Here is a 24,963-nt window from a genome sequence, read left to right as displayed (position 1 = left end):
CATTCGCCTACTTTTTCAAAAGTAATACAAATTAACGCAATATTTTTGTGATTTCATACGATTAGTTCATTTTTTTCTTCAGAATCAAGAATCAAGAACCAAGAGTCAAGACTTTATAAACTAAAAGTAATTTTCACTATTCTCTCTCCCAGTCTCCCCATCCCCTCAGTCTCCCAGTCATATATCACCTTTCCTCCTTCTAACCTTTATCATTTCTCCCGGAAAAAGATATTAATCGGGGTCCCGGAAAAATTCCAGTTTTCCCGCATTCTGTTTTCCACAAATCGTTTATATGGTTCTTTGACCCATTGAGGCAGATTGCAGAAGAATACAAATGAAGGAACTTGTGTATTGGCCAGTTGGGTGATATACTTGACTTTTATAAACTTTCCCTTGTTAGACGGAGGCGGTGTCCTCTCAATAATCGGCAACATCACCTCATTCAACTTACTGGTAGGTACTTTGCGTTTTTTATTCTGGTATACTTCTTTCGCGGTATCCATCACCTTCAGGATTCGCTGTTTGGTAAGTGCCGAACCGAAGATTATCGGAAAATCGGTAAACGGCGCCAGACGTTCACGGATTGCATTCTCGAAAGTCTTGATCACAATGTTGTCCTTCTCTTCCACCGTGTCCCACTTATTGACAAAAACGACCAATCCTTTCCGGTTTTTCTGAATGAGTGAAAAGATATTCAGATCCTGGCCTTCAATACCACGAGTAGCATCGAGCATCAGGATACATACATCAGCACTTTCGATAACACGGATGGAACGGATTACAGAGAAGTATTCCAGATCTTCCGTTACCTTTCCTTTTTTACGAATTCCAGCCGTATCGATCAGATAAAAATCCATACCGAATTTATTGTAACGCATATGGACAGAGTCGCGCGTAGTGCCGGCGATATCGGTTACGATGCTCCTGTCTTCTCCGATCAGCGCATTGATAATAGAAGATTTTCCAACATTAGGACGACCTACTACAGCAAATTTGGGAATATCATCCAATTCCTCCTCAGTATTGTCTTTGGAAAACAGTGTGAGGATATGATCCAGCAGATCGCCGGTTCCCGAACCATTAATAGCCGAAATACTGAACGGATCACCCAATCCAAGGGAATAAAATTCTGCCGACTGGTGTCCCAGGTCGAAATTATCCGATTTATTGGCTACCACTACCACAGGTTTACCCGATCTACGCAGCATCTGGGCTACTCCTTCATCGAGATCGGTCAAGCCATGCATCACATCCACTACAAAGAGAATCACATCCGCTTCTTCTATGGCTATACGTACCTGTTTATTGATTTCATCTTCCATCACATCGTCGGAATTCACAACCCATCCGCCGGTATCCACCAGCGAAAATTCCTGGCCGCCCCAGATTACTTTTCCGTACTGACGGTCACGCGTGGTACCGGCAGTCTCTGTTACAATAGCCTGACGGCTTTGTGTCAAACGGTTGAAGAGAGTGGATTTCCCCACATTAGGACGTCCTACTATCGCTACTAAATTTTGCATATTTTTTTAAAAGAATTTTAGAACTAAGAAATTAAAAATCAGAATTTTATTAGGAGCGAGCACAGAGTCAAGTTTACTTGATCTATGCCGAGTGACGACAGAACCAACCTTTCCACATTAATCCAGCCGATACCCGAAAGTTTTCAACAGATTATCACGGTTCCGCCAATCTTTTTCCACTTTCACATAAAGTTGCAGAAAGACCTTTTTCTCAAAAAAGCGCTCGATATCTTTTCGCGCCATTGTACCCAGTTTTTTCAATGATTCACCTTTATGGCCGATTACAATCCCTTTTTGTGAATCACGTTCCACCAATACAATCGCCCTGATCCGGATTATATCATTTTCTTCCTTGAATTCCTCCACAACCACTTCAATGGAATAAGGCACCTCTTTCTGATAGATAAGTAACGCCTTCTCCCTGATAATTTCAGTGACAAAAAAACGGGCGGGCTTGTCGGTAAGCGCATCCTTTTCGAAATAGGGAGGTGATTCCGGCAAAAGCTCAAGAATACGCTTCTGTACCACATCGACACTAAAATTATTCAATGCCGAAATGGGATATATCTCTGCCTGTGGTAACAATTCCTGCCATTGTGCTACCATTTTCTCCAATTCTTCCTGATTAGTCTGATCTATTTTATTGATCAATAGCAGGATTGGGAGATTCAATCGTTGCACCTTACCCAGAAATTCGTCATTTTTATCGATCTTCTCCACCACATCAGTCACATAGAGTAACACATCGGCATCATCCAGCGCCGATAAGGAGAAGTTTAACATTGATTCCTGCAACTTATAATTAGGACGTAATACTCCTGGCGTATCGGAATAGACCACCTGGTACTCAGGCTTGTTCACTATACCGATAATACGGTGACGCGTGGTCTGTGACTTTGCGGTGATAATGGATATCTTCTCTCCTACCAGCCGGTTCATCAATGTGGATTTGCCGACATTGGGATTACCTACGATATTGACAAAACCGGAACGATGTTTATTCTGCGACATATTTACGACTCTTAATAGGACAAAGATAATATCTACCGAACGATTTTACCTTATTGTAACCCAATAAAGATAAAAAACGCACCGTTCCCGATGCGTTTAACTCATTCCCACTTTTCCACCTTTTCACTTTTCCACCTTTCCACCTTCTTTCCCATTGTATCCCCACTTCAGGTAAACACTTCCCCAGGAGAAACCGGCTCCAAAAGCGACCAGGATCACATTATCCCCTTTTTTCAGTTTAGGTTCCCACTCCCATAAACAAAGCGGGATAGTACCGGCGCTGGTATTTCCGTAACGCTCTATATTGATCATCACTTTTTCGCGGGGTAATCCGCTACGGTCTATAGTAGCATCTATGATACGCATATTGGCCTGATGGGGAACCAGCCAATCCACATCGTCGGCAGTGAGGTTGTTACGCCGCATAATATTCAACGAAACTTCCGCCATACGTGAAACGGCATGCTTAAATACCACTTTCCCATCCTGATATACGGTGTGCTGAGCATTCTCCACCGTTTCATGCGTAGCGGGGAATTTACTGCCCCCGGCTTTCATTTGCAACGGATGATACCCCACTCCATCCGAATGGAGTTCCGCATCCATGATCCCGATATTCTCTTCGGTAGGCTCAATCATCACCGCCCCTGCCGCATCACCGAAAAGAGGGCAGGTAGTCCGGTCTTTATAATTAGTGATGGACGACATCTTATCACCCGCCAACAGAATTATCTTTTTATACTTGCCTGTTTGGATGAGACCGTTGCAAATCTCCAGTCCGTAAACAAATCCGGAACAAGCTACCTCCATATCGAAACAGAAGGCGTTTTTGATACCGTTCTGCTCAGCCACGATAGAGGCCGCCGAAGGGAAAATATGGTCTGGAGTAGAGGTAGCGAAAATTACCGCATCGACCTCTTCGGGAGCCGTATCCGTTTTCACCAGCAGCTCTTTTACGGCCGCCGTACCCAATACCGAAATACCCTGCTGTTCACCCTTTAAGATTCGTCGTTCTTTGATTCCTACTCTGGTCATGATCCATTCATCGGACGTATCGACCATGGTAGAAAGTTCTTCGTTGGTGAGGATATAATCCGGTACTCTGGCAGTGATTCCGGTGATTACGGCGTTTAATTGTCTCATCGTCGTAAAAATAATTATTGCAAAAAGACCCTGAAAAGCAATTCTGACGTTTCAGGGTCTACTATTTCTGTAAACTAAAGGATAATTATGCCGTTACGTCTTTTTCGATAGCCAATTTACCTCTGTAGTAACCACATTCGCCGCATACGGTGTGATAAATATGCCATGCACCACAGTTGGGGCAGATTGCCATAGTAGGCAATTTGGCATGATCGTGCGCTCTCCTTTTACCTTGTCTCGCAGAAGACTGTCTTCTTTTTGGATGTGCCATTTCTATATTTGGTTTTTAATTGTTTATATACTCAATTTTCTTCCAGATTCAATCCTTTGAGTGCATCCCAACGGGGATCGTTGTCCTGCGACTCATCTTCATCAGAAAAATCATCATCCGGAATCTCTCCGTCGTCGTCATCGGCATCGTCTGTACTGACTGCCCGATGTTTGCGTAATTTAGAGGAGACCACTCTGTTACATTCCCCGGTAGGATGTACATGTTTAATGGGTATGGTCAGGGCAATAAATTCATACAGGAACCAGGCAATATTGATCTCTCCTTCTTCTTCGGGGATAATCACTATTTCATCGCTTTCCTCGGAATATTCCTTACCGAACTTTACGATCAACCGGCTCTGCGTATCCACGTCTAAATTCATATCATCCAGACACCGTGTACAAGGCACCTGAATTATTCCTTTAAGATCGAAATTAAATTCGAAAGTGGATGACGTTTTCCGTACTTTCACCGTCACCTTCACATTACCTTTCCGTACTTCGTCGCCATCAATAGCGTCGAAGAATTTTCTATCCAGGTCATACTCAAAGGTATGCACTCCTTCGGATAGATTTTTCAGGGAAATATTGTACAAACTGAATTTTGCCACGTTTTTTCCTCAAAATAAAGCGGTGCAAAGATAGTAATTTTTTCTTTACACCGCCTGTTTTTACTGAATATTTATCAATTTACCAATTACTCTATTAGAAGTCAAGAAGTGGAGAAGAATGACGATAATTGAAATTTGAAAATGAATAATTAACTACATCCCAAATCCGATATCCGACATCCCAATTCCCAAATCCTAATTCTCAAACCCTAAATAGTCCTGATTCTTGGTTCCTGGTTCTTGAATCTTAAATTCCCGCCGCTTCTTTTACAATCTGCTGCATCTTCTCAAAGTTTTCCTCAAGGCTTTGCAACAGTTTGAACTGCGCTTGGGTTCGCACCAGATTGTGTTCCGGATAGGCAATCTTGTAATAGGTATCACCATCGATATAATCGGTGAAGAAACGTACCGTCTGCATGTAGGTAAGCAGTTTTGCCCCAAAGGCAAGGTTTTCTATCTCCACACCGGTGAGGAAGGATGCTGCATTTTTCAGATAACCTTTCGCATATGCCTCAAAAATATCCAGATCAACGGAGACATTATCGAGGTTCTTATCATCTTCCGCACCGGTGTTGGCCCCCGTACGGATAAAATCACCAAAATCGGAGAGCACGTAGCCCGGCATCACGGTATCCAGATCCACCACACAGAGTACCTGATCGTTACCGTCAAACAAAATATTATTCACTTTGGTATCACAATGGTTGATCCGCTTGGGCAACTTACCCTCACGGTACAATTTCTCTGCTTTGCACATCTCTTCAGCACGGTCCTCAATCTCTTTTACCAATGCGGCGACTTTATCCAATCGTCCTGCCTTGTTAGCCTCCACGGCCTGACGGAATGTCTCTAAGCGGGCTTCCATATTGTGAAAGTTCGGAATGGTTTCAAACAAAGGCTCTCCCGGCAGATCTGCCAGCATTTTCTGGAAATCGCCGAAAGCCATTCCAGCGCGGTATGCCAGTTCAGGATTGATCTCATCGTAACTTTTGCTCTCTTTAATAAAATCCATTACCCGCCAGTAGTCTCCTGTGGCATCCTGGTAATAAAGTGCTCCTTCCTGCGTAGGAACCAGCGTCAGTACACGACGATTTATATCGGTGACTCCCTGTTTCTCCAGTCTTTTGCGGATATGTTCCGTTACTCTCCGGATATTATTCTGCAATTCGTGTACATTCTTAAATATATAGTGATTAATGCGTTGCAACACATACTCTTTATCACCATCACCCGATACCACTTTGTATGAATCATTGATATGCCCTTTACCCAGCGGTTTTATCTCCATGTTAGCATCGTCTCCGATAAATTGAGAAACGATCTCTTTCAGTTTGTTCATCTCTTCCATTATATTTCAATTACATTAGTCGTTTTGAGTCGCCTTCGCTCCTCGATTTTCAATTCTCGCTATGGCAAAGTTCAAGAAAACTTAGATGTTTTCTACGCTCGACATAGTAAAAACAAGTTTTTCCTCTGTATTCGCTTATCGAAAACATTCAAACAAGTTTGACTTTACTCATTTAGCTTAAAACGTTGTTTTAGTTCTATTAAAATTGTACGATCTGTCTCTATTCCAATATCATTCCAATTCCAATAGTCCGAAGAACTGAGGAACATGGAAATTTGGTTTGGGTAGATCGATGGGATTCCAGCTTAAAAAGTGGGGCTCAGGTGTCTCATCCCCACATTTATAGAAGTTAGCCCTTATCCTTTGTCCGGAAAGGGATTCTTGGGTGTCAAACCCCAGAGCTTTTCTGGGTATTTCCAGATACATACTCCAATCGCTCACCTGCCGGTTTCCCTCATATCTGTGACTAATAGTGCCATATCTGAAGATAGTCGGCATTTCAAGTGTCTGTTTTTCACCTTTCTCCCTTGTTTCATGCCGCCTGGAAAGCAGTACTCCTAATATATTACATTCGAAATTGCGATACCTGCTTTCTCCTTCTCGTTGCATAAAGAACTCTACACAGCTATCCTCCCACACCGATCCGAAATCTTCGGTATTTACTGCACGGACAGCTTCTCCGATCACCGTATAATAAAGGTAGAGCATTTCTCCATCGTGTGCCACACGCACTGTTACAGACAGGCTTTTAGGGAAATCGTCTTTCCAGTTCACCTGGTCGACTGGCGCTTCCGCTCCGACTTCCTGAAGTATCTTTATCTTATCGAATATCGTTTCAAGTTGTGAAACATTTTGCTTTGGGACCAGCAGTGTTCTCATATTTTACTTTTTCTAATCGGTAGATGGAGTATCTAAGAATTATAAACCAGACAAGTTGTTCCGATTTGTCGGGATTACCAAATCAATAAATTTTTCCCAAAGATATCCTTTTTAATGAAAACGGGCAAAAATATTATTTCTAAAAGTAATAACCCTGGATGTCTCTCGGCCATACCTGTTATGCATTTATCCTACAACTCTATCTCCAACGATTTACCACTATCGATCTGTCCATCCCAGACTATACGATCACCATCCGATACTGTCATATGGATATTATTATTTTTATTCACTATAAAGAAGTTCATATCTCTGTTCAATATTTTACATGAGGTCAGCGACAATTCATCCCAGGAGTCAGGTATCTGCAGAGTTATTTTAAAGCGATCCTGTCCCAGCGGTTCAATTCCCAGTATTCCTTCGGTAAAGATCCGGCAATAAAGGGCACTTTCGGCCGAAAGATGACGCATACCGTATTCCGGATAAGCTTCCACAGCATAAGGAACACGCTTGCCCAGCAGACGGGATTGGGAATAGGACGACAGCCGGCCTAAAGCCCTGTCGGCCGCACCGGCTTTGAAAGCCCCCCTGAAAGCATAGAGTGTTCCCCTGTCCCAGAAGACGTTGTCTCCGGGCTCGACTAATATGCCGTTATCGGCCCACAGCTTGTCGAAAAGGGCATTCAGGGTACCTTCTTTCCGCGTCTGGATACCCATGACAAGCGGCAGGCAAATCCAATGTCGAAATGTCTGATGCCCGTCGAAATAACGATAGGTTTCAATACCGTCGATGGTTGTTCCAAAATAGTTATCAATGGCTGTTTCCAGTTTTTTTGCTTTGCGAAGGAAATCTTTCTCAACTGCCGGTTTTTTATCCAGCATGCGGGCTACCCTTGCCGCATTGACAAGTCCACCATAATAAAGTGACGAGGTAGCCAGATTGGCATCACCTGTCGGGATACGGCCCTCCATCTCATCCGTATCCGATAATACCACGCCGTACCCGTTGAGATTGGCATTGCAGTATTTTATGCTCCATTCGATCAATGGCCACAGTTCTTCCGCGATTTTTTTATCGCCTGAAGCCAATACGAACTGGGAAGTACCATAACTGATCATGGCTGCGTCTCCCCGGTCCTTGGAACAACAGGGAAGATCGCCTTCCATCTCGAAAGATGACCTGATAAATTCACCTTCCGGCGGAATATTTTTCAGAAAATGTTTATAGGCATTATAAGCGGCTATATTGGCCTTCTCATATCCCAACCAGGGAAAAAACGGGCCGCTGTACTCTACCTGGTCATTGGCCCAAACCCCTGCATAATAATTCCCGCCTCCCGGTGAGTGCACCAATCCCATTTTAGTCTCAAAAATACTCTCGGAGGCCCTGATCTTGGAAAAATAAAACAAGGTATTGATAACCGAATCCGGAGATTTCAAAACAAGGTTGTTTTTCATTTCATTTAAAAAGACCTTCCTTTCAATCTCAGCATCAATAAACCCCTGATCCACTTCCGGTTCATTGCTCATTCCTGCAGAGAAGTAAAGCCCAAAGGAATAATCCTCTCCCGGCTCGATAATTACTTCCGGTTTTGAATCGCAACGAATGGCAACCTTATACACTCCATGCATCCCCTTCTCTTCCTGTTCGAAAGCAGTATGCCCGATATAAAGTCTTTTTTTCACCGGTGAAATGTTCTTTATTACCCACTTTTCCACCAGTTGCCTTTGGGTCATGGACGGGAATATCGTCCGTTCTATGATCATCCCTTCAACAGGAGAATGGAAGAAGGTCAATTGACCGTCTATCCTCACCGAATCGAGTTTCGGCTGGAGAATGATATCCTCAAAAACGATGGATGGTAAAAATTGATCATTGAAACTGCGGCGGAGATAAGCCCGGTAATTATACCAGTCGGGTTCTGAAGAGCCGACAAACCTCCTTAATTGCGGAAAAATTATATCACGGTTTACTCTAAGATATTTCTGTTTATCCACTTCGTACCTGACAATAGACGAAAGTCTTTGCCCGGACATCTCAATATCATCCGCATGCGGAAGTTTATCTTCGTCTACGATGTTCCATGTAATGGCATCCTGATCCGGTGAAATATTCCAATACTGAGGATCGGGTATAGTCTGTGATTCATTCTGTGCTCCAACCTGACAAAAACCAAATGCCATTATCAGGAACGTTAATATAGCGGATAAATATCTCATACGATTATTTTGTTGTGACAGGACGGTAAGCTCCGTACCAGGGAGACGGTGCATACTTCCATTTATTCTTATTTTCCGGTTGTGGCAGTGAAACGGGAACAAAATCAAAAAGTTTGCTGTTCCTGTATTCCGGCACAGCGACCTTATTCCCTTCAGGGATATATTCAATGACTTTAGCGTCATACTGGCCGATACGGATCGCTTTATTCTTCATTCCCGACACAAGATTATCCTTTACGACAATATTTTGTTTTTTCAACGCACCGGGCAACTCATCTTTGGCGAAACCAAATCCTATCTCGTAGTCGAATCCTTTATCACACAGGTTGTTATAGATAAATACATCCTTACAATTCGTCGACAGGATATCGATGCTTCCTACATTGCCACTGAACCAGTCGTCCGAACCACAATTATAGAAGGTATTGTTATAGATATGGATATCGGAACGCAAAAGGTTATCACCCCACAATCCGAACAAGACTCCCGCTCCCTGGATATTATAGGCCAGGTTGTGGTGAATGCGGATGTTACGTGCTTCCGATCCTTTGCCTTCCACACTGATCGCGAATCCCCACCCTGCCGAATGGGCAATATTATCGCGGAACTCAATATCCTCGAGCAATCCGAACCATGCATCGGCATAATAAGCCTGCCGCGGCACATCATGCACCAGGTTATTATGTACCACACCATGCGATGATACTTCTTTGCAGTCTATCCCTTCTTTATAGCAGTGATGCACATGATTATAGCTGATTTCGAAATAGCGTGCCCCGCATATCGATATCGCCTCATGGGGGGCTTCATGTCCTTTTCTTGTTTCGGGCAGACGGAAATCAAGGTCATTGGCTCTGGTTACCTCACAACCGGTTACGATGACCGAATCGGCGTACCAGACCGATATGCCCGAATTAAAACTCCTGTCTACGCTACATCCCTCCACCCTGATATATCTGGTATTGCGTTTTTCCTCCGGAGCTGCTTCCGGAAGATTGGAAGAATATCCCACAAGTATTCCCACGGAATAGGAGTTCCTGAAATGGAGGTCTTTCACATGGATATATTCCTTTGCCGTGATTTGGAACAATCCCGCAGACTGTGATGAGAACGGTTTTTCGTTGGTAACAATTACCTGTTGCCCGTCGATAATCGCTTTTTCTCCCGGCATTCCCCTGTAAAGTATCCATGCACCAGGTTTGCCAGATCTCTGAGGGATAATTTGTTCATCGATATAATATTCGCCTCCGCGCACAGTAACGGTATCCCCGGCCTGGGCAACCGAGCAGGCCTTCTGGATAGTGGCGAACGGATCCGAGACAGTCCCTTGTGCACTATCAGTCCCATAATGGGCAACGAAGTATTCTTTTGCTGATATATACGGGGTAAAACATAATAAAAAGAGACAAAGCAGATAATATGTAGTTTTCATTTCTGTGAATTTAATTATAATCTTTGATATGATTCGCTAGAAACGCCAGCAGGCCACCGATTGAGCGTTCATAATAATGCCCTAAGTTATGGTCTGTATCGGGAAGAATCACCACACGGTGGTCAATACCTTCCCCGGTGAGAATATTGGCAAAATCCTTGAATGCGTCAGGCTGGTCACCATCGCCATTGACCAGATAAAACCCGTAATTGACCTTTTTCCATTGAGGAATCGCTTTTTCGATGGCAGCCTTTAATTGCGGATTATCAAGCTTTAATTCTCCGCCCATGCTACCTGTCACGCAAAAAAGTCCGGGATGCATCACCGAAAGATATACGGCGCCCTCCCCACCCATCGAGAAACCGGCCAATGCACGGGATTCTGCCCGCGGAATAGTATTGTAATTCTTATCTATCAAAGGGACCAGTTCGTCGACAATCATTTTTTCCACCTCTCCCCGGTAATAACTGACTCCCCCGTTCGGGAACACGCAAATCAATGGAGGCAGGAAACCATACGCGATGGCTTTCGACACCCAATGGGAAAAGGATGCGGCATCGGCAGACTCTGTCCCTCCTACACCGTGTAGGAAATATATTACCGGATAACCTTCGCTACGCTCTTTTTGATAATATTCCGAAGTCCATACCACATAGCCTACCTCCTTGCCTAACGCTTCGCTCTGCAACACGTGATGACTCAACCCTGGCATCGAAGTTATTTCGGGATTCACCCATTTTACTTCGGTGTCCGCTTCTTCCTCCACCGGTGTAGAGGAAGAAGATATCGCAGCGTCTGCCGGGGTTTCAAAGCTTGTCAGACTCCTTCTGAACTCTTCGGGTATTTCAGTGATCTTTTTGATCCTTATATATTCAACAAACTGTTCCCCTCCTTCACTCTGTATTTTTATCGCTCCTTTGGTAAGCGGTACCAATCCCCCTCCCTCCGCTTCATATCGTGAATTATAGAGCACAGTAACTACTTTTCCATTGACAGCATGAATAATGGTCTCTCCCAGACAGATAAGATCGAGTTCATTCCATTCCCCGAGAGGATTATCCGCTATCGGGTTTGCCACGGCAATCTGCATATCGGGGATCGAGGAACTGAATGTGCTTGGCGTTCCGGCAGGATCAAAAAAGTACATAGTATCTTTCAGACTGGGAATAACAGGTTTCAGGATCGGAATAATCGAAGTAATACTCTCCGGCAAATCAGTGGATACCTTACTTGGTATATCTCCATAGCCTCCGAAACTCCAGTAACTTCCGATATCTCCATCATGGATATTAAATTCATGGGGTGATCGTTCCTTATCCGAAGCGGGGTTTACAACATGGTAGAAGATACCGCCATCCCGTGGACGATCGCCCAGCCATTGCCATTTCTTTCCGAATTTGAATTTATATTTCAAATGATAATTGTCGTATTCTTCTTTGGAAGTCAAAAATCCAATCAATTCACCCGATATATGAAGCACTTTCTTACCTTCATGCATCTGGTAACTGAAAACGGTTGAATCGGGATTATCAGAGAGATAGACTTTGGGTATCAACCATTCGGGCGGATACTGCATTTCCGATTCCTCCACACCTTTCTGTTCCGGTTTCAGGACAAAGTGAGACCAGTTCGAAAAGTCAGTATAATTCAACAGATCGACCCATTCTTTATTTTCAGCCTTTTTACATGAAAATAAAATAAAGACCAATACAAGTACAGCGATATTACGTTTTTTCAAGAGTATCATAATGAGACGGTTTGGATAAGTTTTATACTATTTCACACGGATATTTCGGGCAAATTCGGTATGCAATTTGAGTTCCTCTAAGGAGTTGATCCTCTTTCCATATAGTTGCAGATTTTCAATCGTTACCCCGTCGATTGCGTGCTGATCATCGTAACCGATAAAGATTGAAAACGGATAAATCCCTTCCAATACCTGAATATTCCTGAAAGTTATATTTTTAATCTGTCCCCTGTATTTTGCATGCTCCTCTCTTTTACCTTCCGGTATTCTTAATTCGTTATCCCATACGTCATGAGTAATAAATTCGTCCAAACAGGCTTCATCGGACGATCCGTCCGTACAAAACTTCGACCTGAAAATACCGAGGTCGAACAGTTTATGCCGCGCATCTTCAATCCGGATATCTTCATACAACACATTGCTGACGATGGCTTTGTCCGAATTGTGAATACTGAACACAGCCCCGGATTCTACATGAATAATATCACAATCGCGAAAAGTAATATTCTTTACTTCCGCGGCATGTAGTTCGAAACCGATCTCCAGTCCGTTCCCCCATGCTGCATTCCAGAACACGCATTGCTCGACCAGTACACTGTCGACAATCACATTATCCGGATAATCGAGATGCGCCTTCACAGCAACACAATCGTCTTTCACCCGAACAAAACAATCCTTCACATGCACATTCCGGCTACGGACAATATCAATACCATCATCGCTCGGATTATCGCTGACCAGCTTCAACCCTGAGATAGTGACATTCTCGCAATTGATGGGTACGACCTGCCAGGTAGTACTGTTGTGTAAGATAAGTCCTTCAATTGAAATATTTTTAGAGTCGATAAACTCAATAAATCGCTGGTATTTCCCTGCCGACCCGTATCCATTGTCTACGGAGAAAATGGCTGCCGTCTGCTCCTGGGTCAACCGGTTGTTCAAACTACCGTCCATTATACCATGACCGGAAACCCTTACATTTTCCACTCCTGTGGCCGAAATAGCGCCTACCACATAAGCCCCTCCTTCAATATAGATATGTTGTCCGGATTTGGGCCGTATTACTCCCGGACGATGTACTTTCCCGGCTTCAAAAAAGAGAACATCCGGATCGTCTTTGGATGGTTTCTCCTCTTTCGGATTGGCAAAAATAAAAAGAGGATGACTCAGCTTCCCGTTGATCTCCACACTGTAGTTACCCGGTTCAGTGATAGTAAAACAGATTTTATCCTCTTTGATCACTGGTTTAATCCCGGCACTTAGCGGACGGACATCTACCCATTTGACTGTTACTTTACTTTCAATTTCAACAGAAACAGCATGCTCCATCTCAAAAGCGGCAAATGAACAAGGTACGGGATTATCTATCACATGAACCGGAACACCGTCCACTGTAAACGCATAACTATCGGAAGCCTTTATTTCTTCCGGATAGGAATAAGTCCGTATGGAAGCAAATATCGATGGGGAAAACAGGATCAGAATCAAAAAAATATATTTCCTCATAATTGAATGGGGGATTATATATAACTGATAAAAATTATAATTGTCAATACTTCTGAAGCAGAGTCAGGAGTTTACGATCCAGTTTATGCCCGTACCAGTCTTCATAGGCCACATCCTTTCTTCCTGAGTCAAGTATACCGAAAGTCCCGCGAAAGTTCCATAATCCCCACCCTATTCCGTGGGTTGTCAATATATCCAGTTGGTCTTCAAACCATGCGAGAAAGACATCATGGGGTGTTTCACTGTAACATCCGCATTCACCGCAATGTACACCCACACCTTGTTTCACCAGATCGGTCCAGGGGCGGTAAAAATCTTCAAGCACCTTACGGTCAAATTTCTCACCGTTGATAATACCCGGCCATACAGGCAGCGGTGCATCATCGGGATTTTTCCATACCCAACCGGCACGATAATGGGATACATAATGCGGATAATACCCCCTGCAGCTCTGCCCTATGGGAAGGTCCGTCAGTTCGGGAACCACCAGGGCACCTCCGTTATTCCCGTCAGCGACCACAATTCTGTCGGCATTCTGCCGGTGAATAACGTCTAAACATCCGATAGCCACTTTACGGTAAATACTACCGGGAATGGCTGTGGCCGGAGCGAACTGATCGTTCATATCTTCTTTGAAACAAGGCTCATTGACCAGGTCGAAACTTAATAATTCAGGGGAAACATTTTTAAAACGTTTCGCCCACATATCCCAGTGCTGGTAAAAAGCCTGCTGTGCCTCTTCATCTTTCCATAAGTTAAAGGGTTCATGGAATCCGGCATTTATACAAAAACCGGGAGCCCGGTGTAAATTGAGGCTTACATGCAAATGGTATTTATTGGCCGTATAAACTATTTGTTCAACAGCCTCAAGCGCTTCTTCCCTGAATCCAACCGTTTCTTCGGGAGTAATATCCCTTCCCGTGGCCGGATCATATTTCAGGTAGCTGGGATAGGCCATGGGAACACGGACAAAGTCGAATCCCCAATCGGCCATCCATTTGAAATCCTGTTCCGTCGCGGCAAACCGCTGAGGATTTCCCACATACCGTTGAGGGGAAAAGAAGTCGAGAATATTAAATCCACGCCAGCGAGGCAACTTATTCTTCTCTAACTGATAATCAGGCAATGCAAAAACATTCGACTGGCTGTTCATTGCCATCATACCGGCTCCTATTGCGGCTGTTCTTAAAAAATCACGTCGTTTCATATAATTCATGATAAATATTTTAAAGATACAAATATTGTCTTTATGATGGAATGATTTTATCCACAAATAAGGCTAAAGCCTATACAAAAGCTTTAGCCTTAATTCTGAAATCCGGTTATTCATACCCTGGATTATTTCCTGCCACAGCCATCAGAGGATTCGTATCCATTTCCCTTTGAGGTATGGGGAATAACAGGTGCTTTGGCACTTCGAACTCAAAATTTCCCTCATCATAGTTATAACCAAAATCTCTTGCGGTCCATGTCGACAGATTAATAAATCCTGCGGCATGCCAACTGCGCAGATCCGTCCAACGGATACCTTCTTCGGCGGCCAATTCCACAAACCGTTCATCCATGATATCCTGAATGGTTACGGATGTCAAATCAGCAGGAACGGCAGATACACTTCCGTCTTTGGTAGATCGCCGGGCCCGTTCGCGGATATCATTTACCTGTTGGAGCGCTTTCGCCTGATCTCCTGTCTGCAAATAGGCTTCGGCTGCCAGTAACTTTATATCGGCATAACGAATCAAACGCGTATTATTGGTAGAATTGATCCCCCATACCGGTTCAAACCAGCAACGTCCCGGAAATACATATTTCATCAGTTGCTGATTATCGAACTTTTCCCAGGGTTCTGCCGGCACTGTAACATCTCCATATACATTGGTCGTATAATTGGCGAAAGTAAACTCCTTGCGTGGATCTCCATTCTCAAAAGCACTTATCAATTTCTTAGTAGGACCGTAGATCCCTGACATATAATTACCCCAATGGTTGGTACTATAATGATACATAGCTCCCATTTGACCTACGCCTCCGCCAAAATTATTATCCAGCCAGGCATTGTCCTGTTCGGTAGCATGACTTGCCTGATACTCGAACAGGGATTCTTTATTATTCTCATAGTGATAATCGAAGTTGTCGGCAAAATGTACCAGTTCACGTGTTTTAATTTTCTCAAAAGCGGTGATTGCCTTCCGGTAATCTTCCGAATTAGCGTTATTATACCTTGCACGGAGCGAATAGCATTTTATCAATAAGCCGTAAGCACTTTCATTGAAAGCCCGTCCACGCTCTGTTTGCAAAGGCCAGTAGTTTTCTTCCGGTAACAGGGTAGCTGCGAGTTCCAGGTCTTCAATGGCTTTATCCAGCATCTGAAACCCTTCGGAAGGGGGCAGGAGAGCTTCCGAAATTGTACGGATACGTTTATCCTGCAGAGGCGCTTTGCGAAAGAAGTCCCATAAACGGTAAAAACACCATGCACGGAGAAATAATACCTCTCCTTTGTTTATCTCATACAACCCGGGAGTTACATAGACAGCCTGTACCTCCTCTTCTTCTATCTTTTCCAGAATAAAATTACAGCGATATATCATTTGATAAAGACGAGTCCATAAGATGCTTACCTGGCCGTTTGTACTGTTTAACCCGGAAAAAGCTTCCAAGGCAGCCCTTCCGGCATCCTGATGTGTAATATCATCGCCGGGAAGGAACAGAATTTCATGTATCCCTCCTCCGTCATTCAATAAAGCTCCGTACATATTCGCCATTGCAGCATAACAGGCACCCACACCTTCCTGAATACGTAATTCACTTTCAAAATATTCATTTTCCAACTCTGACGTAGGCTTGATATCAAGTTCCGAGGAACAGGAAAAAAATCCGGTGAAACATATTGTCATCAGAGTTACAATACCTATATATCTATATATTTTCATGATTATTTTATTTCTTTATTTCGGTATATGGAACCTTAATTAAAACTTAGCCGTTAATCCCATAAAAAGTGTCTGGGGTGCGGGGTATGCATCACTTTCAGGATCAAGACCGGTATAAGGCGTGATCGTGAAAAGATTAGATGCTCCAACAAAGATCCTTATATTGCGTATATAGTTTTTTGATGCATTATATAAGGACTGAGGCAAGGTATATCCGATCTGAATATTCTGGAGTCTGAAATAAGCACCACTTTCGAAAAAGAAATCGGAGTATCTCAGATTACCAGCCGGATCTCCAAAGACAAGACGGGGATATTCATTCTGTTTGTTTTCAGGTGTCCATGCTTTATACACGATTTTAGTCACATTGTCGCCTTCGGTCGGCATAAAAGTCAGCGCTTTTATTCTGTTATACTTTACCACATCTCCGACTCCTGAAAACTGTACACTACAATCAAAACCCTTGTATTCTGCATTCAGATTAATACCGTAGAAATATCCCGGAATAGATTTCCCGATATCCACCATATCATAAGAGTCTATCTTACCGTCAGCTCCTTCAGAGTAGAATTGTCCATCCTCTTTGGGTGCTCCTCTCAAATCCTGAAAATAAAAATCTCCGGCACCCACTTTCCCCGATATGTAATTGACATCTTCATATTTTTGCATCCATTCCCGCGCTTCCTCGTCTGTCTGGAAAATACCGGCTACCTTATATGCTTTATGATAAAACATGGAATGACCTTCTTCCACCGTTCCTCCGGAGGTAGGAATATGCTTATACGTTTCCAGTACCTTATTGGCGGTGGTAGTCAAATTAGCGCCGACAGCATAGTGCAACTGTCCTATTTTGCTTTGCCAGTTAGCTGTAATTTCAACACCCTGATTCTGCACTTTCGCCACATTGGCTACGGGCGTTTCTACTACCCCTACACTGGGTGGAATATCTATAGCTTGTAATATACCGTGCGTTTTCTTATAATAATATTCAGCTGAAAGGGATAACCCCCTGAACAGTTGAGAGTCAAATCCGATATTGAATGTTTCTGTTTTTTCCCACGTCAGGTCTCTGTTTGGAATACCGAAAATGGTAGCTCCTTCATAAAAAGCACCTGATGCGGGACGATCGTTTTGAGAGGTATTTCCCATTGCATAATGAGGCGCTTTTGATATAGCCGATAAATAGGCCATATCCCGGACTTCCTGGTTTCCCAATTGTCCCCAACCGGTTCTCAGTTTAAGATCGTCTATCCATGTGATATCTTCCATAAAAGATTCACTTTTTAAACGCCAGGCAGCAGACAAAGAGGGGAATGTTCCCCACCGGTTTTCCGGTGCGAAACGGGCGCTGCCATCCCTGCGTACTGTGGCATCGAGGTAATATTTATGAGCATAATTATAACCTACACGAAATAAATATCCTTGTAATGCCCAGCGCAACTGTTCACTCCCTACACTTGTATAGTTCCTTTCACCGCCCAGATTACGCAGATAGTCTTTTTTAGTAGTCATGTACTCGGTACTGGTGATCCGGTACTTTGCATCATATTTCTGGTTAGAAAAATTGAACAGAAAATCAAAGTTATGGTCTCCGAAACTGTTTGCATAGTTGGCCATCAGTTCCTGTACCAGATTATTATTGTATGTATCTCTTTCCCCATATGAACCAACAGATTTACCGCCGCCCAATGCCCGGGGGTCTCCGGATGTATAGTCAAAACCATTGGCATCATAGTCGGAGAATGTATATCTGGTTGTAATATACCTGTCAAGGCTGACCGTTCCCCTTAGTGTCAATCCTTCCAAAGGTGTTAATTCGAGGTAAATATTCCCCATATTTCTCCAGGAATCATACCGTTGATCATTCGTATTACTCCTTCCAACCTCATTGATCCGCGTACCTGCTCCATACAATTTTTGGTTGGCGTAGGAACCGTCAGGTTGAATACCGCCGACAGCATAAGCATATCCGTTATAACCGGGAATCCCTTCTGCTGCATAAATAGGTTGCCACGGAGCACTCCGTATAAGATCAAAATAATCATCCGGAGCTGCTTTTCCGGCAGCATTCACCAAACGGTAATTCATTCCGGTTCTGATCCAATCATTTATTTTAGTATTGATTTTTACTGCGCCGGAATACCGTTGCAGGTTATTTACCAATATTGTTCCCTCAGTATCGCTGTACCCCAATGACACATAGTAGTCGGTGTTGTCCGTTCCACCGGATACTTTTACCGAATAATCCTGTGTCGCAGCGTTTTTATTACGTACGGCATCTTCCCAGTTATAAGTAGGGGAATTTCCAAGATAGCGCGGGCTGGAAGGATCAAAACGTCCCACATTATCCTCGTTTGGATTTCTTTCCGGGTCAGAAGCAAAAACATCCTGTACAAACTTAGTATATTCAGGTGTAGATAACCAGTCTAATTCCTGCGTAATATTCTGTATCCCAAAACGACTGCTGAAATCAACAGAAGGTTTATCCTGCCGTCCTTTCTTTGTAGTGATCAACACCACTCCGTTAGCTGCACGGACACCATAAATTGCAGCAGCCGAAGCATCTTTCAATACAGAGATCGATTCAATATCGTTGGGATCTATCATCGTCATTATATTAAGTGGGCCTCGCACATCCTGAATACGGGCATGTTCCCCTTCTATACCGGCACCCATCTCTGTAATGGGAATACCATCAACGACATATAATGGATCAGAAACTCCCCATGTATTCGTTCCGCGGATACGAATGGTAGGACGTCCCATTGGGTTTCCCGTAGTCCCTGAAACCTGTACTCCACTCATTGTTCCCTGCATAGCGTTTTCTGCACTCATCGTTATGGATTTACTGATCGTTTCCGAACCGATATTAGAGATAGCTGATGTTATATCCCTCTGAGTCCTTGTTCCATATCCTATCACCACCAATTCTTGCAAGGATTGCATATCTTCCTGCAAAGTGATTTGAATGGTATTCCTGCCTGCAGTATTAACCTCTTGTGTCAGATACCCGATATATGAAATATGCAGTACAGCATTTTCTTCCACATTCAATGTAAAATTTCCGTCTATATCGGTGATGGTTCCGTTGGAAGTGCCTTTTTCCAGAATATTGGCTCCTATAACAGGAACTCCTTGCTCATCTGTTATTTTTCCGGTGATTGTCTTTTTTTGTTGCCGGACAGCTTTCTCCTCAGCCGCTTTTTTCATGATATACACCTGCCGGCCATCGATTTTGTACGTATTTTGCGTACCCGCAAAAAGGAGGTCGAGTACCTTCTCAATAGATTCGTTGCTCACCTGTAAAGTGACCTTCCGGTCGAGATTCACATCGTTATTGTTATAGAAAAAGACGACATTGCTATTCTTCTCAATAATACGAAGGATCTCCCTTACCGATTTATCGGTCTGATGAATGGTGATTGCCTGTGCATTTGATTCCCAAAGGGAAAATAGTTGTAGAAAACAGATCATGACAATGATCTGAACTCTCTTCCGTTTAAACCTGAATTTGATCTGCTTCATGACATAGTAAATAAATGAATTAAACTGATATTATTGATTAAACTGTATTCTGTATTCGTTGTCCTTTACACCGAAATTAAACGAGGCAATTTGTGACAGGTTATTGAGTAAATGGGAAAGGTCTTCTTTCAGTTCCAGTTTACCCGAGCACAGAGTCCCGGACGGTTGTGGCGGGAAGATCATGGTAACATTATAATAACGGGCCAACTGCTGAAGGATATTCTCGATAGGTTCATCCCGGAATATATATATGCCATCGCGCCACGAAGTGTATATCTCCGTATCCACAGTCTCTACATTGCTCCCCTGTTGGGTGTATGTGTATGATTGATTGGGGATCAACCGCGTGTTTAGCCCGTTCTGCCTTACATTTACCGATCCATTCACCAAAACGACCCTTTTGAAGGAGTCTTCCTTATAAGCCGACAAATTAAAAGAAGTACCCACCACTTCAATCTCCAGTTGGCTCGTTTTCACCAGGAAGGGGCGATTTTCAGCGCGTTGTACCTCGGCATATACTTCTCCGTCCACATAAATCTCTCTTTTATTATCAGGAAAAGTAGCCGGATAAATCACCGTCGTACCGGCATTCACCCATAACGAAGTTCCATCGGCCAACGTTAAGGAGGCTCGTTTTCCATACGGAACGCTTAACTGGTTATAAGATAATTTTACTACTGACGGATACACGGTATCGGGACGTGTTTCCTCATTGTTAACAGTGAATGATCCCGTGCTGTCATACTTTATCTCCGCATCTTTTCCATCGATCTCAACCAGTCCGTCTTCAGTAACAATACGTATTTCCTCATGAGCTTGCTGTTGTTGAATCGATTGAAACTGTGTATAATCAATATCCGTATCCGGACGATCAGACACATCTTTTTTCTCTGAAAGAAAGGGTAGCATGAAGCCGATGAGAATAGCTCCACAAGCCGCAATCACCGGATATTTGTACCGATGTATTCCTTTGCGCTTGTTTTTCAACGATTTTCTGGTTGCATCGATCCTTTTCCACAGCCGGTCTTTTCGTACCTGAGAGATTTCGTGCCGGCCTTTCCTTATAGTGTCCAGCAACATAATGGCGGAAATAAATTCATTAATGTCGATCTTTTTCCGGTCGACGAGTTCCGACCAGAAGAGTTCACTCTCCCTGGTAGGGGAGATCATGGATTCAACGAAGAAATCATCATCGAGAAAGTCAATATCTTTATAATGGCTATAGTCTGTTCGCATTTCTTATCCGTAAATTCTTTTATTCAATTGATCATTTTTTATCCTGATCCGTGTTATGGGAAGGAGAGATATCTTTATTCCGGATCCTTAATACAGATCTATATATCAACGTCTTGACCGACTGATAATTGATCTGCATGATCTCCGATATTTCATCATAAGAGAGGCCTTCGATAAAACGTAAATGAACAGCCTCCCGCTGATTCCGGGTCAGGCCTGATAACAAGCGGTTGACCAATCTTCTCTTATCATTTTCTTCTTCATTCTCAATCCAATAGTCCTGGCTATTTTTCTCAGCGAACAAATCTGATGTATCATTTAAAATTTCCACATAGCGTTTGTTTCCTTGCAATAAAAATAAAAGTCTGTGACGAAATGCTGTATTGAGATACTGCTTTAAGTTAGATATACCGGCAAGCCTTTGTTTATTGGTATAGATATCAATAAACACATCATGGATCGCATCTTCTATTATGCCGATGTCGGGATGAAACGATAAGCCATATGTATACAGGTTATCCGCATATGTTCTATACATAAATGCCAGCAGATCTTCGCTTCCGTCAAGCGGTGCATCCTGACCGGATCGGGTTACACGATCTTTCTTTTTCTTCATTCTTTTCAAATCAATTTCCATGATGCTGATTTTGACAAGGAAAATATCGCACTATTCTCTGATCTCTGATATTTCTGAAAACCAAACGAATATATAATAAATATGAGATTCACAACTGGCTTATTAGTAAAGTTCTCTAACCGGCAGATAATTCTATAGATAAAACCTCAGTTTCATATTCTCTTGTATATATAAATAAGGGAAAAATAATGAAAAATAGTATTCAATTTAAATGTTAAAAAACAATATAAATTTCAACTGCTTAGGGGAATTTTGATGGAGTTATGATCCAAGAGGTTAAATTGCAAGGATAACATAACTCAAAAACGAGGGCTATTTCCTGTGTATCCACAGGAAATAGCCCTCGCTCAATTGTGGGAAATACAACGCTATTTCTTGGGAACGAATACCCAAAAATAAGCAGTACCCCATTCCCCGGTACCTGCAGGAGCATATGCCAGCACTAACCGGTCTTCACTGAGTTCAAGGATATCATATGTATTCACCGGAATTTTCCCTTCATCCGGCGAGACACCGCATAAAACAGTTACACCAACTGTTTTAAACTCTCCTATCGCCCAGGACACACCTCCGGAGGTTTCTTTCTTCTTTGCCATGTCGAAAGAGAAAGAGCCTGCGACAGTAGTACCATTATTTCGTTTCTTTGTCAACGAGGCTCCACTAATGGAGAATACCATACTTGCACCGGGACCTTCCCCTGCTGCCTGCTCTTCTACTCCATTCTGGTCGAGTACCCACCACGCTGGTCCAAAGCTGGCAAGATAACCTCCATTACCCCAGCAATTAGTAGCAGCCCATTCCCATTCTTTTTCTCCGTCTCCACAAAGCAAGGCCCATTCTGCAGGTACCGGGAAAGAGAGTTCTTCCACATTTACGGTCAATGTTTTAGTTATAGTAGAACCGTCCGGATTTAATCCCGTAAAAATGATATCGTTATCTCCTGTAATCACGAGTAATACGGTATCTGTCATTTTTTGTGAGATCCCTACCCCGTAATTCCAGTTCGACATTACAGGACTATGATTTTTCATCACTACTTTATTCGATCTTTTTCCATCAATCAGGATAGGGGTTGCAGAAATATCCAACTGTTCCGCCGAAATTGGATCCCCCATCGGCAATCTTTTTTCAATTGGTTCACAGGCCATGATAAATAACCAAAGTAACGTCAGGATATATAATATAGATTTTCTCATGATGTTTTATTTTAATGTTTCCAATTCGATTAAGATACTACCAACCAATGAACTCTGCTGCGGTCGTACCCCATCCCTCATTTTGCACAAGTACTCCGTCAGAGAGCTGAATCTGGGAGGTGGGAATAGGCCAGAATCCGCCTGTAGCTTCATAACGCGCCTGATATCCTCCACCAAAGGCACGCATTACCGCATCAACACCACGGTTCTTGATAGCAACACCCTCTTGCCTGGCCAGCTGTGTAGCGGCATCTCCCCATCTCATCAGGTCAAAATAACGCAAACCTTCAAAAGCCAATTCCCAACGACGCTCTTTTTTGAGAACTTCCAACGAGTAAGCTACCGGACTAAGGCCGACACGCGCCCTTACCCTGTTCAGACCGGTAGCATCCTGTGCTAATTCCGAATGCATCAGCAACACGTCTGCAAAACGGATCAGTACCAGATCTTGTGTATGGGCCAATTGATAGTCCACATTGGCACCATCTTTCAAGACAGCATACGAAACAACGAATTTGTTCTCCTCATCATAAGCAGTAATAGGTATATATTTCTTCTGCCAATAACCGGTCTCCTCCATTTGCTTATCAGCCCCCCATTCATAATCGGTCAACTCAGTTTCAATATTCAGGATGGATGCTGTACGTCGGGGATCTGTCGGTTCGGTCTGTCTCCATTCGTTCCACAATTCAGAATTGACCGGCCCGGCCCCCCATCCTTGACCGAATGGGAAGGTCGATTCACTCCCATTCCCGCTTCTGAGACCGAAATGCAGGTTGTACTGATTGGAATATCCCAAAGTGAATTGATCTCCCCAGTCGACTGATGTTCCGAATTTTACCGCAAACACCGTCTCTTTGTTTCCGTCGTCTTCCCAGCGGAGTCCTTTGTCTTTCGTGAAACTATATTTCTCTACCGTATATTCGTTGGTGTAAGGCCATAGATTCCGGTAATCGCTCACCAGATCATGCCCACTATTATTGATACAATCCGTCAGCCATTCTATCACCTGAGCTCTGCTGATACTTCCTTCTCCCTCAGGCAAAGGCAGTGCATCCTTTCCGTAATATCCCGTATAGAAAAGAAATACTCTTGCCATCAGTGCTTCTGCCGCCCATTTGGTGGCATGCCCCGCTTCCACCGAAGTGTAAGGTGTAGAGTACATCATTTCTATCGCATTCTTCAGGTCGGAAGCAATCTGCGCGTAGGTTTCATCGGCAGGTGTTTTGGGAATATTTTCTGCTTCTGTTTTCAGTACCAACGGTACTTCTCCAAAAGTCTGTGACAATTCGAAATAGAACAATGCACGAAGGAAGTGTGCTTCTCCCTTGAAGTGATTCTTTTGCGCTTCACTTTCCCAGTCTTCGCAATTATCCATTGTCTCCAGAGCCATGTTTGCCCTGAATATTCCCTTATAACGGGCTTCCCAATAAGTACCAAACCGATTGGGCTTGGTATTCATCAGCTTGTCAAATCCCTGCATATCCTTGTCATTCTCACCTCCACCTCCAAAACGGTCGTCGGAAGCGAGTTCAGCCATATAAAAATGGGTATCGGCAACATTGGAAATAGCCAGACTCAGGGTGCTATATATACCCGTCAGCGATTTTTTCGCATCCTCTAATGTGATGGGGAAATTACTTGTATTTTGTTTTGTATAGCTCTCGGTATCGAGAAAGTCCTCACAACCAGCAAAAATCAATATAAAACAAACGGTTAGTGCGATATGTAGTATTTTTTTCTTCATAAT

The 24,963-nt window shown here is 43.3% G+C and carries 18 protein-coding genes; all 18 read right to left on the bottom strand.

Annotation, left to right across the window (positions count from 1 at the left end):
- Positions 1 to 209: 209 nt before the first annotated feature.
- Positions 210 to 1,523, bottom strand: a complete 1,314-nt coding sequence (der, locus tag F597_RS0107040; RefSeq protein ID WP_019539024.1) for a ribosome biogenesis GTPase Der — start codon at positions 1,521 to 1,523, stop codon at positions 210 to 212.
- 117 nt (positions 1,524 to 1,640) lie between these two features.
- Positions 1,641 to 2,534, bottom strand: a complete 894-nt coding sequence (era, locus tag F597_RS0107035; RefSeq protein WP_019539023.1) for a GTPase Era — start codon at positions 2,532 to 2,534, stop codon at positions 1,641 to 1,643.
- Between the two features lie 123 nt (positions 2,535 to 2,657).
- Positions 2,658 to 3,677 (bottom strand): beta-ketoacyl-ACP synthase III, encoded by a 1,020-nt coding sequence (locus tag F597_RS0107030; RefSeq protein WP_019539022.1) that lies wholly within the window; start codon positions 3,675 to 3,677, stop codon positions 2,658 to 2,660.
- 85 nt (positions 3,678 to 3,762) lie between these two features.
- Positions 3,763 to 3,948, bottom strand: coding sequence for a 50S ribosomal protein L32 (gene rpmF, locus F597_RS21915; RefSeq protein WP_076929590.1), 186 nt, complete (start codon positions 3,946 to 3,948; stop codon positions 3,763 to 3,765).
- A 31-nt stretch (positions 3,949 to 3,979) separates the two neighbouring features.
- A complete protein-coding gene (locus F597_RS0107025; protein ID WP_019539021.1) occupies positions 3,980 to 4,558 on the bottom strand; it encodes a YceD family protein in 579 nt (192 codons plus the stop codon).
- Between the two features lie 247 nt (positions 4,559 to 4,805).
- Positions 4,806 to 5,897, bottom strand: a complete 1,092-nt coding sequence (locus tag F597_RS0107020; RefSeq protein ID WP_026327217.1) for a phosphotransferase enzyme family protein — start codon at positions 5,895 to 5,897, stop codon at positions 4,806 to 4,808.
- A gap of 240 nt (positions 5,898 to 6,137) precedes the next feature.
- Positions 6,138 to 6,785 carry a carbohydrate-binding family 9-like protein gene (locus F597_RS0107015; protein ID WP_019539019.1) on the bottom strand — a complete coding sequence of 216 codons (648 nt, stop codon included), beginning with the start codon at positions 6,783 to 6,785 and terminating at the stop codon, positions 6,138 to 6,140.
- Positions 6,786 to 6,976: 191 nt separating this feature from the next.
- Positions 6,977 to 9,004 carry a hypothetical protein gene (locus tag F597_RS0107010; protein WP_019539018.1) on the bottom strand — a complete coding sequence of 676 codons (2,028 nt, stop codon included), beginning with the start codon at positions 9,002 to 9,004 and terminating at the stop codon, positions 6,977 to 6,979.
- Positions 9,005 to 9,008: 4 nt separating this feature from the next.
- Entirely contained in the window at positions 9,009 to 10,436 is a 1,428-nt protein-coding gene (locus F597_RS0107005) for a right-handed parallel beta-helix repeat-containing protein (protein WP_019539017.1), read from the bottom strand.
- Positions 10,437 to 10,446: 10 nt separating this feature from the next.
- Positions 10,447 to 12,183, bottom strand: a complete 1,737-nt coding sequence (locus F597_RS21530) for a 3-keto-alpha-glucoside-1,2-lyase-like domain-containing protein (protein ID WP_019539016.1) — start codon at positions 12,181 to 12,183, stop codon at positions 10,447 to 10,449.
- Positions 12,184 to 12,210: 27 nt separating this feature from the next.
- Positions 12,211 to 13,689, bottom strand: a complete 1,479-nt coding sequence (locus F597_RS0106995; protein ID WP_026327216.1) for a glycosyl hydrolase family 28 protein — start codon at positions 13,687 to 13,689, stop codon at positions 12,211 to 12,213.
- Positions 13,690 to 13,732: 43 nt separating this feature from the next.
- Entirely contained in the window at positions 13,733 to 14,896 is a 1,164-nt protein-coding gene (locus F597_RS0106990) for a glycoside hydrolase family 5 protein (protein WP_026327215.1), read from the bottom strand.
- 115 nt (positions 14,897 to 15,011) lie between these two features.
- Positions 15,012 to 16,619, bottom strand: a complete 1,608-nt coding sequence (locus F597_RS0106985; protein WP_019539013.1) for a RagB/SusD family nutrient uptake outer membrane protein — start codon at positions 16,617 to 16,619, stop codon at positions 15,012 to 15,014.
- A 39-nt stretch (positions 16,620 to 16,658) separates the two neighbouring features.
- Positions 16,659 to 20,144, bottom strand: coding sequence for a TonB-dependent receptor (locus F597_RS0106980; protein WP_019539012.1), 3,486 nt, complete (start codon positions 20,142 to 20,144; stop codon positions 16,659 to 16,661).
- Between the two features lie 30 nt (positions 20,145 to 20,174).
- Positions 20,175 to 21,380 (bottom strand): FecR family protein, encoded by a 1,206-nt coding sequence (locus tag F597_RS0106975; RefSeq protein ID WP_019539011.1) that lies wholly within the window; start codon positions 21,378 to 21,380, stop codon positions 20,175 to 20,177.
- 31 nt (positions 21,381 to 21,411) lie between these two features.
- On the bottom strand, positions 21,412 to 21,996 hold the full coding sequence (locus F597_RS0106970) for an RNA polymerase sigma factor (RefSeq protein ID WP_157278999.1): 585 nt from the start codon (positions 21,994 to 21,996) through the stop codon (positions 21,412 to 21,414).
- 389 nt (positions 21,997 to 22,385) lie between these two features.
- Positions 22,386 to 23,213 carry a hypothetical protein gene (locus F597_RS0106965; protein ID WP_019539009.1) on the bottom strand — a complete coding sequence of 276 codons (828 nt, stop codon included), beginning with the start codon at positions 23,211 to 23,213 and terminating at the stop codon, positions 22,386 to 22,388.
- A 37-nt stretch (positions 23,214 to 23,250) separates the two neighbouring features.
- Entirely contained in the window at positions 23,251 to 24,960 is a 1,710-nt protein-coding gene (locus F597_RS0106960) for a RagB/SusD family nutrient uptake outer membrane protein (RefSeq protein WP_026327214.1), read from the bottom strand.
- Positions 24,961 to 24,963: the final 3 nt, after the last annotated feature.

Origin of the sequence: Proteiniphilum acetatigenes DSM 18083, assembly GCF_000380985.1 — a bacterium.
GTDB lineage: Bacteria > Bacteroidota > Bacteroidia > Bacteroidales > Dysgonomonadaceae > Proteiniphilum > Proteiniphilum acetatigenes.
Note: the sequence above shows the minus strand (reverse complement) of the source record. Positions and strands in the feature narration are given on the sequence as shown.

What these genes read in the sequence shown, in the direction of transcription:
- F597_RS0106985 (WP_019539013.1), bottom strand. Translation starts at nt 16,619, where the DNA reads ATGAAAATATATAGATATATAGGTATTGTAACTCTGATGACAATATGT.
- F597_RS0106965 (WP_019539009.1), bottom strand. Translation starts at nt 23,213, where the DNA reads ATGAGAAAATCTATATTATATATCCTGACGTTACTTTGGTTATTTATC.
- F597_RS0106990 (WP_026327215.1), bottom strand. Translation starts at nt 14,896, where the DNA reads ATGAAACGACGTGATTTTTTAAGAACAGCCGCAATAGGAGCCGGTATG.
- era (WP_019539023.1), bottom strand. Translation starts at nt 2,534, where the DNA reads ATGTCGCAGAATAAACATCGTTCCGGTTTTGTCAATATCGTAGGTAAT.
- F597_RS0107020 (WP_026327217.1), bottom strand. Translation starts at nt 5,897, where the DNA reads ATGAACAAACTGAAAGAGATCGTTTCTCAATTTATCGGAGACGATGCT.
- F597_RS0106970 (WP_157278999.1), bottom strand. Translation starts at nt 21,996, where the DNA reads ATGAAGAAAAAGAAAGATCGTGTAACCCGATCCGGTCAGGATGCACCG.
- F597_RS0106960 (WP_026327214.1), bottom strand. Translation starts at nt 24,960, where the DNA reads ATGAAGAAAAAAATACTACATATCGCACTAACCGTTTGTTTTATATTG.
- der (WP_019539024.1), bottom strand. Translation starts at nt 1,523, where the DNA reads ATGCAAAATTTAGTAGCGATAGTAGGACGTCCTAATGTGGGGAAATCC.
- F597_RS21530 (WP_019539016.1), bottom strand. Translation starts at nt 12,183, where the DNA reads ATGATACTCTTGAAAAAACGTAATATCGCTGTACTTGTATTGGTCTTT.
- rpmF (WP_076929590.1), bottom strand. Translation starts at nt 3,948, where the DNA reads ATGGCACATCCAAAAAGAAGACAGTCTTCTGCGAGACAAGGTAAAAGG.
- F597_RS0106975 (WP_019539011.1), bottom strand. Translation starts at nt 21,380, where the DNA reads ATGCGAACAGACTATAGCCATTATAAAGATATTGACTTTCTCGATGAT.
- F597_RS0107030 (WP_019539022.1), bottom strand. Translation starts at nt 3,677, where the DNA reads ATGAGACAATTAAACGCCGTAATCACCGGAATCACTGCCAGAGTACCG.
- F597_RS0106995 (WP_026327216.1), bottom strand. Translation starts at nt 13,689, where the DNA reads ATGAGGAAATATATTTTTTTGATTCTGATCCTGTTTTCCCCATCGATA.
- F597_RS0106980 (WP_019539012.1), bottom strand. Translation starts at nt 20,144, where the DNA reads ATGAAGCAGATCAAATTCAGGTTTAAACGGAAGAGAGTTCAGATCATT.
- F597_RS0107005 (WP_019539017.1), bottom strand. Translation starts at nt 10,436, where the DNA reads ATGAAAACTACATATTATCTGCTTTGTCTCTTTTTATTATGTTTTACC.
- F597_RS0107010 (WP_019539018.1), bottom strand. Translation starts at nt 9,004, where the DNA reads ATGAGATATTTATCCGCTATATTAACGTTCCTGATAATGGCATTTGGT.
- F597_RS0107015 (WP_019539019.1), bottom strand. Translation starts at nt 6,785, where the DNA reads ATGAGAACACTGCTGGTCCCAAAGCAAAATGTTTCACAACTTGAAACG.